The sequence below is a fragment of the Streptomyces sp. NPDC025784 genome (genome assembly GCF_055558435.1).
This window is the reverse complement of record NZ_JBVHMN010000016.1, coordinates 59658-73004: the sequence shown is the minus strand read 5'-3', so window position 1 is coordinate 73004 and position 13347 is coordinate 59658. Positions and strand designations below refer to the sequence as shown.

General features: G+C 71.7%; 12 protein-coding genes. 4 read left to right on the top strand and 8 right to left on the bottom strand.

Annotation, left to right across the window (positions count from 1 at the left end):
• Window positions 1–43: 43 nt before the first annotated feature.
• Window positions 44–2071 carry an ATP-dependent zinc metalloprotease FtsH gene (gene ftsH / locus ACZ4IF_RS30975; protein WP_359492138.1) on the top strand — a complete coding sequence of 676 codons (2028 nt, stop codon included), beginning with the start codon at window positions 44–46 and terminating at the stop codon, window positions 2069–2071.
• A gap of 145 nt (window positions 2072–2216) precedes the next feature.
• Complete coding sequence (gene folE / locus ACZ4IF_RS30970; protein ID WP_095935717.1) at window positions 2217–2822, top strand: GTP cyclohydrolase I FolE; 606 nt, start codon at window positions 2217–2219, stop codon at window positions 2820–2822.
• A gap of 136 nt (window positions 2823–2958) precedes the next feature.
• On the opposite strand, the gene ACZ4IF_RS30965 is transcribed toward folE, so the two are convergent.
• The 6 genes from ACZ4IF_RS30965 to ACZ4IF_RS30940 form a co-directional block, all read right to left on the bottom strand.
• The gene (locus ACZ4IF_RS30965) at window positions 2959–3444 is read right to left on the bottom strand and encodes a DUF3180 domain-containing protein (RefSeq protein WP_359491903.1); all 486 of its coding nucleotides are present in this window, start codon (window positions 3442–3444) and stop codon (window positions 2959–2961) included.
• Between the two features lie 85 nt (window positions 3445–3529).
• Entirely contained in the window at window positions 3530–4141 is a 612-nt protein-coding gene (gene folK, locus ACZ4IF_RS30960) for a 2-amino-4-hydroxy-6-hydroxymethyldihydropteridine diphosphokinase (protein WP_359491901.1), read from the bottom strand.
• Window positions 4138–4497, bottom strand: coding sequence for a dihydroneopterin aldolase (folB, locus tag ACZ4IF_RS30955; protein WP_095935720.1), 360 nt, complete (start codon window positions 4495–4497; stop codon window positions 4138–4140). The genes folK and folB overlap by 4 nt, the downstream gene beginning before the upstream one ends.
• Window positions 4498–4745: 248 nt before the next feature.
• A complete protein-coding gene (locus tag ACZ4IF_RS30950; RefSeq protein WP_095935721.1) occupies window positions 4746–5231 on the bottom strand; it encodes a nuclear transport factor 2 family protein in 486 nt (161 codons plus the stop codon).
• On the bottom strand, window positions 5228–6088 hold the full coding sequence (gene folP / locus ACZ4IF_RS30945) for a dihydropteroate synthase (protein WP_467568673.1): 861 nt from the start codon (window positions 6086–6088) through the stop codon (window positions 5228–5230). Before folP ends, ACZ4IF_RS30950 begins: the two co-directional genes overlap by 4 nt.
• 241 nt (window positions 6089–6329) lie before the next feature.
• Complete coding sequence (locus ACZ4IF_RS30940) at window positions 6330–8135, bottom strand: phosphatidylglycerol lysyltransferase domain-containing protein (RefSeq protein WP_467568671.1); 1806 nt, start codon at window positions 8133–8135, stop codon at window positions 6330–6332.
• 225 nt (window positions 8136–8360) lie between these two features.
• Here ACZ4IF_RS30940 and ACZ4IF_RS30935 point away from each other — a divergent pair, with 225 nt between their 5' ends.
• Window positions 8361–9491 (top strand): alpha/beta hydrolase, encoded by a 1131-nt coding sequence (locus ACZ4IF_RS30935; protein ID WP_467568669.1) that lies wholly within the window; start codon window positions 8361–8363, stop codon window positions 9489–9491.
• A 203-nt stretch (window positions 9492–9694) separates the two neighbouring features.
• Window positions 9695–11146 (top strand): hypothetical protein, encoded by a 1452-nt coding sequence (locus tag ACZ4IF_RS30930; RefSeq protein ID WP_467568667.1) that lies wholly within the window; start codon window positions 9695–9697, stop codon window positions 11144–11146.
• A 247-nt stretch (window positions 11147–11393) separates the two neighbouring features.
• Here the strand turns inward: ACZ4IF_RS30930 and ACZ4IF_RS30925 are convergent, their stop codons facing one another.
• Both ACZ4IF_RS30925 and ACZ4IF_RS30920 read right to left on the bottom strand, forming a co-directional pair.
• Window positions 11394–12731, bottom strand: a complete 1338-nt coding sequence (locus tag ACZ4IF_RS30925) for a PH domain-containing protein (RefSeq protein WP_467568968.1) — start codon at window positions 12729–12731, stop codon at window positions 11394–11396.
• 110 nt (window positions 12732–12841) lie between these two features.
• A complete protein-coding gene (locus ACZ4IF_RS30920; protein ID WP_095935726.1) occupies window positions 12842–13336 on the bottom strand; it encodes a PH domain-containing protein in 495 nt (164 codons plus the stop codon).
• Window positions 13337–13347 lie beyond the last annotated feature (11 nt).

Genomic DNA, 13347 nt, shown 5'->3' with positions numbered 1-13347 from the left:
ACTCACTATGGCAGGAGGGACGGGGCGGCACCGCTCCGTATGGATGGACGTGAAGCGATACTTCCGTGGGCCGGTCATGTGGATCGTGCTGGCCGTCCTTGCCGTGGTCGTGTTGATGCAGGTCGTCGGCTCGTCCGGCGGCTACAAGACGGTGGACACCGGCCAGGTGGTCCAGGCGATCAATGAGAACAAGGTCGAGTCGGCGAAACTCACCACCGGCGACGAGCAGATCATCAAGGTCTCGCTGAAGGACGGCGAGAAGGTCGACGGCAGCTCCAAGATCCAGGCGAGCTACATCGGCGACCAGGGCGTGACCCTCGCCGGGGTCCTTCAAGACAAGTTCCAGAACAAGCAGATTCCGGACGGCTACACGGTTTCGCCGTCCAAGCAGAACCCGTTCGTCGGCATTCTGCTGTCCCTGCTCCCCTTCGTCCTCATCGTCGTTGTCTTCCTGTTCCTGATGAACCAGATGCAGGGCGGCGGCTCCCGGGTCATGAACTTCGGGAAGTCCAAGGCGAAGCTCATCACCAAGGACACCCCGAAGACGACGTTCTCCGACGTCGCGGGCTCGGACGAGGCGGTCGAGGAGCTCCAGGAGATCAAGGAGTTCCTCCAGGAGCCGGCGAAGTTCCAGGCCGTCGGGGCCAAGATCCCCAAGGGTGTGCTCCTCTACGGGCCTCCCGGTACGGGCAAGACGCTGCTCGCGCGCGCCGTCGCGGGCGAGGCCGGCGTCCCCTTCTACTCGATCTCCGGTTCCGACTTCGTCGAGATGTTCGTCGGTGTCGGTGCCTCCCGAGTGCGTGACCTGTTCGAGCAGGCCAAGGCGAACGCCCCGGCGATCGTCTTCGTCGACGAGATCGACGCGGTCGGCCGCCACCGCGGCGCCGGCCTCGGCGGTGGTCACGACGAGCGCGAGCAGACCCTGAACCAGCTGCTCGTCGAGATGGACGGCTTCGACGTGAAGGGCGGCGTCATCCTGATCGCCGCCACGAACCGGCCCGACATCCTCGACCCGGCTCTCCTGCGCCCCGGCCGCTTCGACCGCCAGATCGCGGTCGACCGCCCGGACATGCAGGGCCGTCTGGAGATCCTCAAGGTCCACCAGAAGGGCAAGCCGGTCGCTCCGGACGTCGACCTGTCGGCCGTGGCGCGCCGCACCCCGGGCTTCACCGGTGCGGACCTGAGCAACGTCCTCAACGAGGCCGCGCTGCTCACCGCCCGCAGCGACCGCAAGCTGATCGACAACTCCATGCTGGACGAGGCGATCGACCGTGTGGTCGCGGGCCCGCAGAAGCGGACCCGGATCATGTCGGACAAGGAGAAGAAGATCACCGCGTACCACGAGGGCGGACACGCCCTGGTCGCGGCGGCATCCCCGAACTCCGACCCGGTCCACAAGATCACGATCCTGTCGCGCGGCCGTGCCCTCGGCTACACGATGGTCCTGCCGGACGAGGACAAGTACTCCACCACGCGCAACGAGATGCTCGACCAGCTCGCGTACATGCTGGGCGGGCGCGCCGCGGAGGAGCTCGTCTTCCACGACCCGACCACCGGCGCCGCGAACGACATCGAGAAGGCCACCACCACGGCCCGAGCGATGGTCACGCAGTACGGCATGACCGAGCGTCTCGGCGCCATCAAGTTCGGTGGCGACAACACCGAGCCGTTCCTCGGACGTGAGATGGCTCACCAGCGCGACTACTCGGAAGAGGTCGCCGCGCTGGTGGACGAGGAAGTCAAGAAGCTCATCGAGAACGCGCACAACGAGGCCTGGGAGATCCTGGTCGAGAACCGCGACGTCCTCGACAACCTGGTGCTCCAGCTGCTGGAGAAGGAGACGCTGGGCAAGGAGGAGATCGCCGAGATCTTCGCCCCCATCGTCAAGCGTCCGGCCCGCCCCGCGTGGACCGGCTCGTCCCGGCGCACCCCGTCCACCCGTCCGCCGGTGCTCTCCCCCAAGGAGCTGTCCCTGACGAACGGCACGAACGGCGCGACGCCGGCCATCGCCAACGCGACGGAGTCCGTCCCCGCGACGGACGCCGCCACGGAGGACCGCACCGAGAGCTGATCAGGGATCCCGGAGCCCCCACCAGGCCCGGAATGAAAGCCGCGCCCCCCAGGTTCTAGCCTGGGGGGCGCGGCTTTCGTTTGATACGCCCGCATGTTTGGACGCGTCGACCGGCACGCGCAAGATCCACAGGAACGAGGACCACATGACCGACCCCGTGACGCTGGACGGCGAGGGCGTGATCGGCGAGTTCGACGAGAAGCGTGCCGAGAACGCCGTGCGGGAGCTCCTCATCGCCGTCGGTGAGGATCCGGACCGTGAGGGCCTCAAGGAGACGCCGGGGCGTGTGGCGCGGGCGTACAGGGAGCTGCTGGCGGGTCTGCGGCAGGAGCCCGAGGACGTCCTGACGACGACCTTCGACCTCGGGCACGACGAGATGGTCCTGGTGAAGGACATCGAGATCGTCTCCCTGTGCGAGCACCACCTGCTGCCGTTCCATGGTGTGGCGCACGTCGGCTACATCCCGGCGGAGTCGGGCAAGATCACCGGACTGTCGAAGCTCGCGCGGCTGGTGGAGGTGTTCGCCCGCCGTCCCCAGGTGCAGGAGCGGCTCACCACGCAGATCGCCGACTCCCTCATGCGGATCCTGGACGCGCGGGGCGCGATCGTCGTCATCGAGGCCGAGCACATGTGCATGTCGGTGCGGGGCATCCGCAAGCCGGGCGCCAAGACCACGACGTCCGCCGTGCGCGGTCAGCTCCGGGACGCCACGACCCGTGCCGAGGCGATGAGCCTGATACTGGCGCGCTGACCGGATCCCGGGCGGTGTCCGGTCCCCTGTGAACAGCTCCCCCTTCGATCGGCGAACGACTCGCCGACCGGAGGGGGATCGTGCTGTCGGTGGCCGTCGGCCGGCCGGTGGTCCCGCTCGTCGGGCGGGGCGGAGGTCACGCGGCCGGGGCCGTGCCGCCGTCGCTGTCGTCGTCCTCGGGGAGCTTGCAGACCCGCTCCAGGAAGAAGGCGGCCGCTATGACGCCGATCCCGGCGACGACGGACAGCCCGGCGTAGATGGCCTGGTCGCGGATGGCGGGGATCTCCAGGGACTCCAGGAGGAACACGCCCGCGCCGCCGTACATCCCGGCGACCAGGGCGGCGACCAGGGCGCTCGCCTGGCCGAAGACGACCGCGCGGGCCGCCATCAGGGGGTCCACACCCTTGGCGCCGGGGCGCCGCTCACGCTGGGCCTTGAGGCGTGCGCGCAGCGAGAGCGCCGTGGCCAGCAGGACCACGGCGATCAGCGCGAGGACGATGGGGGCGGCGAGGGGTACTCGGGGGAGCGTGCCCACCGCGTTCCACAGGCGGGCGCCCGCCCAGGACAGGACACCGGCGACGACGAACACGGCGGCCAGCGTCCTGATGCGCAGCTGTTTCACTTTGCCCCTTCGGTTGGCCCGCCGACAGGCGGTCGTCCGGTCCGGCGGTCGGTCGTCGGGCCCGTGGTCGTCTTGACCTTAACGACTACTCGGGCAGCCGGAGTTCCAGGTCGGCGCGGGGCGCGACACCTTCCCGGGTGACCACGGTGAGGAGCTGGGCGACGGGTCCGCGGCCGGGGAGCTGGGCCGTGGGCTCGACGTCGTGCCACGGGGCGAGGACGAAGGCCCGCTCGTGGGCGCGCGGGTGAGGGAGGGTCAGGACCGGGTCCTCGGAGACGACATCCGCGTACGCGACGATGTCCACGTCGATCGTGCGCGGGCCCCAGCGCTCGTCGCGCACGCGGTGGAAGGCCTCCTCGATCGCGTGCGCCCGCTCCAGGAGCGAGGACGGGGGCAGGGTGGTCTTGAGGACCACCACCGCGTTGAAGTACGAAGGCTGGCTGCCCGGCTCGACGCCCCAGGGCTCCGTCTCGTAGACGGGGGAGACCGCTTTGATGCGGACGCCGGGGGTGTCCTCCAGGGCGTCGATGGCGCCCTGGAGGGTCTCCAGACGGTTGCCCAGGTTCGAGCCGAGGGAGATCACGGCGCGTTTGGGGTTGCTCAGGGTCGTGTCGGCGGCGTCCACCTGCTCCACCACGGAGGCGGGTACCGGCTGTACGGTCGGGTCGCTCTGACCCTCGGTGAAGAAGGCGGTCATACTCGGCTCCGGGTGATGGTGACGGTCACGTCGTCGAAGGGGACCGTGATCGGAGCGTCCGGTTTGTGGACGCAGACCTCGACCTCCTGGACTCCCTCGTGCTTCAGACACGTCTGGGCGATGCGCTCGGCGAGCGTCTCGATGAGATCCACGGGCTCGCCCTCGACGACGGCGACGACCTCTTCCGCCACGATGCCGTAGTGCACGGTCTTCGCCAGGTCGTCGTCGGCCGCGGCCGGCCGGGTGTCCAGGCCCAGGGTCAGGTCCACGATGAAGGTCTGGCCTTCTTCGCGTTCCTTCTGGAAGACACCGTGGTGCCCGCGGGCCTTGAGGCCGCGCAGCGCGACACGATCCACGCGAATCACTCCTGCAATCGTCGGTAGCGGCGGCCGTGAACCGAGTGCGGTCGGCACACCGGCCTCAAACGAATCTACCTGCGGGCACTGACAGCGATCGCCCACGGGGGAGGGTGCCCGGGCGAAGGCGGCGAGGCTTCACCCGGCGTTTCCCCTGGGGAACGCGGCGGCTCACGGGTTGGTAGCCGCCCCTACCCCGCGACTGGTGATTCCAACCACTTCTTGGTCCCTGTGGGCCGTCCGCCCACTCAACCGGCGGTGTTCTCGTCCTCTTCCTCGTTGGATTCGGCGAGGACGGGGGAGGCGTGGTGCGACCAGAGCTTCCACCCCTCGGCCGTGCGCCGGAACACGTTCGTGGCGACGACGAGCTGGCCGACCAGCGGGCCCAGCTCGTCGCTGTCCTCGGGGGCGGGGGCGCCGCTGAGGATGTTCTCGGTGCAGGTCACCAGCGCCGTGTCGCCGGCCACGGAGACGTGCACGTCGGTGAGGAAGAACTGGATGTACTCGGTGTTGGCCATGATCAGCACGTACGAGCGCAGCACCTCGCCGCGGCCGTTGAGGACCGGCCAGCCGGGGTGGACGCAGGACACCACCGCGCCTTCGCCGTCGATGCCGCCGGGCTCCGTGTCCAGCCACAGCGAGGACAGCTCCTCGAAGTCGCCCCGTTCCATCGCCTCGTAGAAGGCGGTGTTGGCGAGCTCGACCTGCTCGACGTCGGTCCGCGGGGTGCTCACCGGGCTCCCTCGACGGCGCGGGCGACCCGTACGGCGTCGGCGGTGGCCCTGACCTCGTGGACACGGACCGCCCAGGCGCCCTGCTGGGCGGCGAGCGCGGAGACGGCGGCGGTGGCGGCGTCCCGCTCGCGGGCGGGGGGCGGAGCACCCTCGGGTCCCGCCAGGACGCGGCCCAGGAAACGCTTGCGGGACGCGGCCACGAGCAGCGGGTGACCGAGGTCGCGCAGCCGGTCGAGGTGGGCGAGGAGGGCCAGGTCGTGCTCGGGGTCCTTGGAGAAGCCCAGCCCCGGGTCCACGACGATCCGGTCGGGGGCGACGCCGCCGGCCAGCACGGCCTCCACGCGCGCGTGGAGCTCGTCGACGACTTCGGCGACGACGTCCTCGTACGCCCCCTGCACGTTCCCGCCCTCCAGGAAGCCGCGCCAGTGCATGACGACGAAGGGGGCGCCGGCAGCCGCGACGGCGGGGATCATCGCGGGGTCGGCGAGACCGCCGCTGACGTCGTTGACAAGAGCCGCACCGGCGGCGAGGGCCTGCTCGGCGACGGAGGCGCGCATGGTGTCGACGGAGACGGTGACGCCCTCGGAGGCGAGGCCGCGGACGACGGGGACGACCCGCTTGAGCTCCTCGGCCTCGTCGACGCGGGTGGCGCCGGGGCGGGTGGACTCACCGCCCACGTCGACGAGGTCCGCGCCCTCGCTGACCAGACCTAGGCCGTGCTTGACCGCTGCCGTCGTGTCGAACCAGCGGCCTCCGTCGGAGAAGGAATCGGGGGTGACGTTGACGACGCCCATGACCGCGCAGCGGTCCCACGTCGGCAGCCCCACGACTCGGCCGCGCCCGCGCTCATTGCTCATACGTCCAGCCTAGGCCTCCTGACGGGGGCCGTTTCGCCCGCGGCGGGCGGGGGTGCTTCCCGCCGGCCGGCGGGGGTTTCCTCGGATGGTTCATATCGGATGTATTGAGATGTTTTCAGGGGTTCGTGCCACACGTCCGCGAGGACCGGCGGACGTGTGGCACGTGCGTGCGGGCCGGTGGCCCGGGCGGGGCCGGCCGGGTGGGACGGCGCACGTGCGGGCCGGGCCGCCGTGACACCCCTCAGGCCGCCCTGATGCCGTGCTCGGCCAGCGCGTGGGCGCACGGCCGAGGTGCGGGTGAACGGCGGCGCAGTGGGCGGGGCAGGGCCAGGTTCACGAAGCCCTCCGCCTGCATCGCCGCGAACCCGATGCGGGGGAGGTCGCGGGAGGACGCGTAGACGACGAAGCGGGGCTCCCAGCGCGGGCGGAACTTGGCGTTGAACTTGTAGAGGGACTCGATCTGGAACCAGCGCGACAGGAAGACCAGCAGTCCCCGCCAGGCGCGCAGCACCGGCCCCGCGCCGATCTTCTCGCCGCGGGCCAGTGCTGAGCGGAACATCGCGAAGTTGAGGGAGATCCGCTCGATGCCCAGCCGGGGGGACGCCTGGAGCGCGGCCACGATGAGGAGTTCGTTCATGCCCGGGTCGGCCGAGCGGTCGCGGCGCATGAGGTCGAGCGACACGCCCTCCGTGCCCCACGGAACGAAGTGGAGGACGGCCTTCAGGTCGCCGTAGGGGCCGGGTTCGGCGTCGGCCCTGTGGGCGGTGGCGATCAGGCAGTCCCCGTCGGCCGGGTCACCGATGCGGCCGAGCGCCATGGAGAAACCGCGCTCGGTGTCCGTGCCGCGCCAGTCCTCCGCGGCGCGTCGTATGCGGTCGAGTTCGCCTTCGCCGAGGTCACGGATGCGCCGTACCCGTGTCTCGTAACCAGCCCGCTCGATGCGCTTCACCATCTGGCGCACGTTCCGCATCGCGCGCCCCGCCAGGGAGAAATCCACGACGTCCACCACCGCCTCGTCCCCCAGTTCGAGGGCGTCGAGCCCGGTCTCGCGGGTCCACACCTCGCCGCCCGTCTCCGAACAGCCCATGACGGCGGGTGTCCAGGAGTGCGCCCTCGCCTCGTCCATGAAGCGCTCGATGGCGCCGGGCCAGGCCTCGACGTCGCCGATGGGGTCGCCGCTGGCGAGCATCACCCCGGAGACCACGCGGTAGGTGACGGCGGCCTTGCCGCTGGGCGAGAAGACGACGGCCTTGTCGCGGCGGAGCGCGAAATGGCCGAGGGAGTCGCGGCCGCCGTGCTTCACCAGGAGGGCGCGCAGCCGGGCCTCGTCGTCCTCGGTGAGGCGGGCTGCGGGGTGTTCGGGGCGGAAGGCCAGGTAGATGGTGGTGACGGCGGTCAGCAGGCCGAGGGCGCCGAGCGAGAAGGCGACCGTCCAGGAGGTGGGCCCGCTGTAGTCGACCGGCCCCTCGAAGCCGACCAGGCCGAACAGGACGTGCTGGATGCGGTCGGCCAGACTCGGGTCGCCGACCATGCGGTTCCCGTGGACGCTGACGATGACGAGTCCGAGGGCGAGTGAACCGGCGCCCATGAGTACGAAGTTGGCGAGCGCGGGCCACCGGCTGCGCGGGTCGGGCAGGGCCGCGAATTCGCCCCGGTGCCGCAGCAGGGGCGCGAGCAGGGCCGCGGAGATGACCACGCCGATGACCGAGTGACGGTACGCGAACTGCGCGACGGCGCCCGCGGGCAGCAGGACCACCGCGGCGCGCCACGCCCGGCGCTTGCGGCGGCGCAGCCCGTGGGCGAGCAGCAGCAGGAGCACGCCCGCGCTGAGCGAGAGCGCGGCGGCGAACGGGCCGAGGGCGCCGGGCAGTACCTCGGCGATGGCGTGCATGCGGCTGCGCCGGAAGCGCGGGAAGACGCCGGCGGCGACGTCCAGGAGTCCGACGAGCGTGCAGGCCCGGGCGACCAGGGCGGGGACGGCTTCGGGGCGCGGACCCCGGAGTATGCCCCGCGTCCCGCCTGTTCGGCTCGGAACCTCGCCCGACATTTCCCCATCTATCCTGACAGACATCGCATCCCGTAGTTCCGCGAGAGACCTTGGATCCGGTGCCAAATCAGGCATCCGGCGACATTGCGCCCTCTAGGACGGTGTCTTGGGGAGACAGGTTCACTCCCCTTCGGAAAGCCGTTTCAAAAGGCAAGGAAAGTCCGGGGCAAGCACGCGCGAAGGAGCGATGCGGATCCGGGACGGAAAGCGCAGGCGGAACAGCCCATGGGTCTGACGAGCAACAAGGTGCTGGTGGTGGCGGTGTTGTTCGCCGTGCTGCTGTTCGTCGGCACGGTGTGGTGGTGGCCGCGGCTGGCCCGCGGGAACTGGCGGGCCGTCAGCGGACGGATCGGCCTGCTGCTGGCCACGCAGGTCGCCGTCTTCGCCTCGGTCGGCCTCTGCGTGAACCAGGCGTTCGGCTTCTACGCCAGCTGGGCGGACCTTTTCGGACGGGAGAGCGGCCAGGGCGTGGTCGTCGACCACAACGGCACCGCGGGTGCGAGCGGCGGACCCCTCCAAGTGGTCGACACCCAGCAGGTGAACGTGTCGGGCGGTTCCCGTCCCCGGACAGGGGGACAGATCCAGAAGGTCACGGTCGTCGGCCGTACGACGCACATCGCCACACCGGCGTACGTCTATCTGCCCCCGGAGTACTTCCAGCCGCAGTACCGTGCCCGCACTTTTCCCGCGGTCACCGTCCTCACCGGATACCCGGGCACCGCCGAGGCGCTCATCAAGGCACTGCACTACCCGCAGACCGCGAACAGGCTGGCGAAGAACGGCAAGATGCAGCCGATGATCCTCGTCATGCTGCGGCCGACCGTCGCGCCTCCGCGGGACACCGAGTGCGTGGACGTCCCCGGCGGCCCGCAGACGGAGACCTTCTTCGCCAAGGATCTTCCGGACGCCGTGTCCGCGCACTACCGGGTGGGCAGGAAACCCGGGAGCTGGGGCGTCGTCGGCGATTCCACGGGCGGTTACTGTGCACTGAAACTGGCTGTCCACCATCCCGGGGCGTACGCGGCCGGGGCCGGTCTCTCGGCGTACTACAAGGCGCCGATCGACCCCACGACCGGCGACCTCTTCCGCGGCGACAGGGTGTTGCGGGACAGCGCCGACCTGCGCTGGTACCTGAAGAACAGGCCTGCGCCGGACACCTCACTGCTCGTCAGCAGCAGCAGGTCGGGCGAGTCCAACTACCAGGACACGCTGCACTTCATCGACCTCGTGAAGTCCACTCGACACACCCGGATCTCGTCGATCATCCTCGACAGCGGCGGCCACAACTTCAACACCTGGCGGCGGGAGATCCCGGCGACCCTGCAATGGATCAGCGGACGGCTCAGCGACCGCTGAGAGGGGCCCGAATTCCCTTCGCGCGCGGGGTTCGGCAGGGGGTCCTTTTCGAACTCCGGAAGTCGAGATCAAGATCGAACACGTTCCCCGGGGCGAATGCGGGACGCTCTCATTCCGCGCGTTCGCGGACATGCGCTTCGCAGTAGCCGTGTTTTTACCGGGCGGGGCTCCAAGATTCGCCTACGCGCGGTAAGTTTCTGGCCATGCCACGTGGACGTCACCGCCATTCCCCGCCCTTGCACAGGCTGCTGCCTCCTTCGGCGATCGCCGGTGTCTCGCTCGTCTGTGCCGTGGGGCCATGGCTGTTCACGGAGCCGGTGGTGCTCCGTGTGCTGGCCGCCGGTGCCGCGCTGACGGCGGTCGTCGGCGCGGTCGTCATGCGCCGATGGGACGCCGAGGCGGGCAAGAGCGTGGCCGACCTCACGCGCGCGCGGGCGAGCGACGAGTGGCGTCACGAGGAACGCGTCGCCGAACTGGAGGCCGACCTCGACGAGTCCCGCGCGCTGCGCACCAAGCTGGAGCACAGGCTGCGCGCGAAGCGTTCGGAGCTGGCGGGCCTGCGCAACGAGCACGCGGCGCTGCTGCGGCGGTACGCCACGGCGGAGACCGAACGGGCGACCGCCCTGGAGGGCCGTCGGCAGCTCGCGATAGAGGCGACCGTTCCGGCCCGCGCGCTGCCCGCCGCACGGTCGGCGCCGGAGTCGACGGCCCCCGAGACGGCCCCGGAGGCGGTGCCCGAGGAGGGCACGCCCGAGGCGGCCGAGAGCCTGGCCGCCGAGGTTCCCGGGACCGAGGTCGCCGAGCCGGCCGAGGCCCCCGAGTCCGCGGCGGACGACGCCGACGCGCCGGAGGCGCCCGAGGTCTTCTCCCCGGCGGGCTCCTCGCTCTTCCTGCGGGCCAACGCGGCACTGAGCCGCATCGCGAGCGGTGCTTCGGAGGCGGAGGCCACGACCGCGTCCGCTCCGGGCGACGTGACGTCCTCGGAGACGGCGGACTCCGGTTCGCAGGGGTCGGGCTCGCAGGAGTCCGGTGCCGCCGCCGCGAAGAGCGATGCGCCTCGGGGCGCGTCCCTGAAAGCCGTCGGGTCCGCGAAGGGTGCACCGGCCGCAGGCGGATCCGCGTCGCACACCGCGAGCGCGGAGCCCCCGAAGGCGGGCCGGGCCCGCAGCGAGGCGGATCCGGCCTCGGAGGCCGTGGCGGAGGAGGACGAGGCGCAGGGGAAGCCCGAGGCGGTCGGCGAGCACCAGCACGCGACCGCCGACGCGAAGCAGCCCGTGCCCGCCCAGTCGTCCCCGTCGGCGCAGCAGCCCCGGGCCGCGCTGCCCGCCAAGCCCTCCTCGGGAGGGCACTTCACCGTGCCGACGGCGGTGGCCGTGGCACCGGCCGCCCCCGTGCGGCGTCCCTCGGTCGAGGGCGGCTTCGACTTCTTCGGTACGCAGAAGGAGTCGTCCGCGGACGCGCTGGAGGCCGTGCAGAACGAGGACCTCGCCGACGTGGTCGGCCAGGAGGCGCTCGCCCTGCACAAGGCCGAGGCGGAGGCCGGGTTCAAGCCGGCGGACGAAGCGGCCCGCGGCGTCGGACAGGTCATCGACCTGACCGCGCACGACGAGACCGAGCAGATCGACGTGGGCGTGCTGCGCAGCGCGGTCTCCTGACGAGGCCCGCGCGGCGCGGTCTCCTGACGAGTCCGGCGCGGCGCGGTCTTCCGAAGAGTCCCGTGACCCGATCTTCTGGGTGTCCGGGGCGGCGCGGTCTCCTGAGAGGCCCACGGCGCGGTCTCCTGAGAACGGAGCACCGCCGCCCGTCATCCGTGCGGGCGGCCCGCGCGACCTGCTGCGAGCGGGGCCCGGCAGACGGGTCGGGCGGTACCAGGACGAGGGCAGTGGCCGGGCGCCGCTGCCCTCACGCCATCCACCGGTCCGGCAGCGCCTCCCGCCGCCCCGTCCGCGAACGGTCGGCCTGGGACTGGAGCAGCCGCGCCGCCTCCTCGGCGTCCCGCAGCCGAGCCGTCACGGTCTTGTCGGCCCCCGTGTCCACATGGACGTCGGCGACCTTCCTGAGGCGCTTCCAGGGCCCCTGCGTCAGCCGTACGCTCTGCACCTTCGCGTGCGGCACGAGCGAGAGACTGCGGCGCAGCAGTCCGTGCCGGGCGGCGAAGACGGTGTCGGTCACGGCGAGCCCGTACCCCCGCCACCAGACCGGCAGGCACCAGCCTGCCCGGCGCGGCGGCCGGGACAGGGGCGACGGCACCGTCACCCCGGGCAGCACCTCGGCGATCACCGATTCGGCGATCTCGCGCGGGGCGACGGGCACGAGCACGGAGTTCGACGACCCGGCGACGTCCAGCTCCACGCGCACCCAGCCGAGCCGCCGCCACAGCAGCGGCTCGACGATCCGCACCGTCTGCACGCGACCCGGCGGCACCGTCTCGTGCGTACGGTCGAGGAGCCCGTGGTCGATGCGGAGGCCGTCCGGCGACTCGCCCACCGTCCAGTCGTACTCGCCCACGAACCGGCCCACGCTGCTCGCGCCCGCCGCGCCGAGCAGCGGCAACCCGGTCGCGAGGACCGTCCACACGCTGTGGGTGGCGAACCACAGCAGCGGCGGCACGACGACCGCGGCGGCCAGTGAGCCCCAGGTCGCGCCGGTGAGGACCAGGGAGACGGCGAGGACGCCGGGCGGTACGTGCAGCAGCCGCCGCACCGGGGCCTCACCGACCTCGTGGGCGGTCTCCGGCGCGAACCCCGCCGCACGGGCGAGGAGTTCGGCGCGCAGTGCTCGGGCCTCACCCTCGCCCAGATAGGCCAGTTCGTCCTTCTTGTCCGTGCCGATGACGTCGAGTCTGAGCTTGGCGACGCCCGCGACGCGGGCCAGCAGCGGCTGGGTGACGTCGACGGCCTGGAGCCGGTCGAGCCGGATGTGCGCGGTGCGGCGGAACAACAGGCCCGTGCGGATGCGCAGTTCGGTGCCGGTCACCGCGAAGTGCGTGAACCACCAGCTGAGGAAGCCGTAGAGGGCGGCGCCCGGGACGAACACGGCGAGCCCGACGAGCAGCGCGGTCGTGGTGAGCCTGGTCAGCTGCTCCTGCGCCTGGTTGGGGTCGTGCACCGCCCATCCGGCGATCACGGCGACGGGCGCCCAGGCGCGCCGGAAGGGGGTGAACGGGTGCAGCCGTCGCTCCGCGGGAGGCCCGCCCCCCGGCGCGGGGCCCTCGGCGCCCTCCGAGCCGCCCCGTGGCACGGCGCTCCCGGCCCCGTCCCGTGGCACGGCGCTCCCGGCCCCGTCCCGTGGCACGGCGCTCTCGGCCCCGTCCCGTGGCACGGCGCCCTCCGCGCCCGGCGGCGGCGTCGTCACAGCCCCGCCGATCGTGCCTCGCCGAGTTCGGTCAGCCGGTCGCGCAGCCGCTCGGCCTCGGCCGGGTCGAGGCCCGGGATGCACGCGTCGGTCGCCGCGGCCGCCGTGTGCAGCTGCACGCTCGCCAGCCCGAAGTGCCGCTCGACGGGCCCTGAGGTCACCTCGACCAGCTGCATCCGTCCGTACGGCACGACGGTCTCCTCGCGCCACAGCACGCCTCGGCTGATCAGCAGGTCGTCGGCGCGCTCCGCGTACCGCCAGGAGCGCCAGTTGCGCCCCAGCATGTGCCAGCCCCACGCCATCAGGGCGAGCGGGAGGAGGGCGAAGGCCGCCCAGACGGGGGCGACGAGCAGCCCGGTCAGCAGGCCCACCGCGATCGTCAGCAGCCCCAGCCACACCACGAGCAGCAGCCGCCGCATCCGCAGCAGCCCGGGAGGCAGTCCGGTCCAGACCGGCTCCGCCCCGGCGATTTCCGTGGTCCCCGTCTCCATACGGCAAGCGT

What these genes read in the sequence shown, in the direction of transcription:
- folE (WP_095935717.1), top strand. Translation starts at nt 2,217, where the DNA reads ATGACCGACCCCGTGACGCTGGACGGCGAGGGCGTGATCGGCGAGTTC.
- ACZ4IF_RS30920 (WP_095935726.1), bottom strand. Translation starts at nt 13,336, where the DNA reads ATGGAGACGGGGACCACGGAAATCGCCGGGGCGGAGCCGGTCTGGACC.
- ACZ4IF_RS30930 (WP_467568667.1), top strand. Translation starts at nt 9,695, where the DNA reads ATGCCACGTGGACGTCACCGCCATTCCCCGCCCTTGCACAGGCTGCTG.
- ACZ4IF_RS30940 (WP_467568671.1), bottom strand. Translation starts at nt 8,135, where the DNA reads ATGTCGGGCGAGGTTCCGAGCCGAACAGGCGGGACGCGGGGCATACTC.
- folK (WP_359491901.1), bottom strand. Translation starts at nt 4,141, where the DNA reads ATGACCGCCTTCTTCACCGAGGGTCAGAGCGACCCGACCGTACAGCCG.
- ftsH (WP_359492138.1), top strand. Translation starts at nt 44, where the DNA reads ATGGACGTGAAGCGATACTTCCGTGGGCCGGTCATGTGGATCGTGCTG.
- ACZ4IF_RS30935 (WP_467568669.1), top strand. Translation starts at nt 8,361, where the DNA reads ATGGGTCTGACGAGCAACAAGGTGCTGGTGGTGGCGGTGTTGTTCGCC.
- folP (WP_467568673.1), bottom strand. Translation starts at nt 6,088, where the DNA reads ATGAGCAATGAGCGCGGGCGCGGCCGAGTCGTGGGGCTGCCGACGTGG.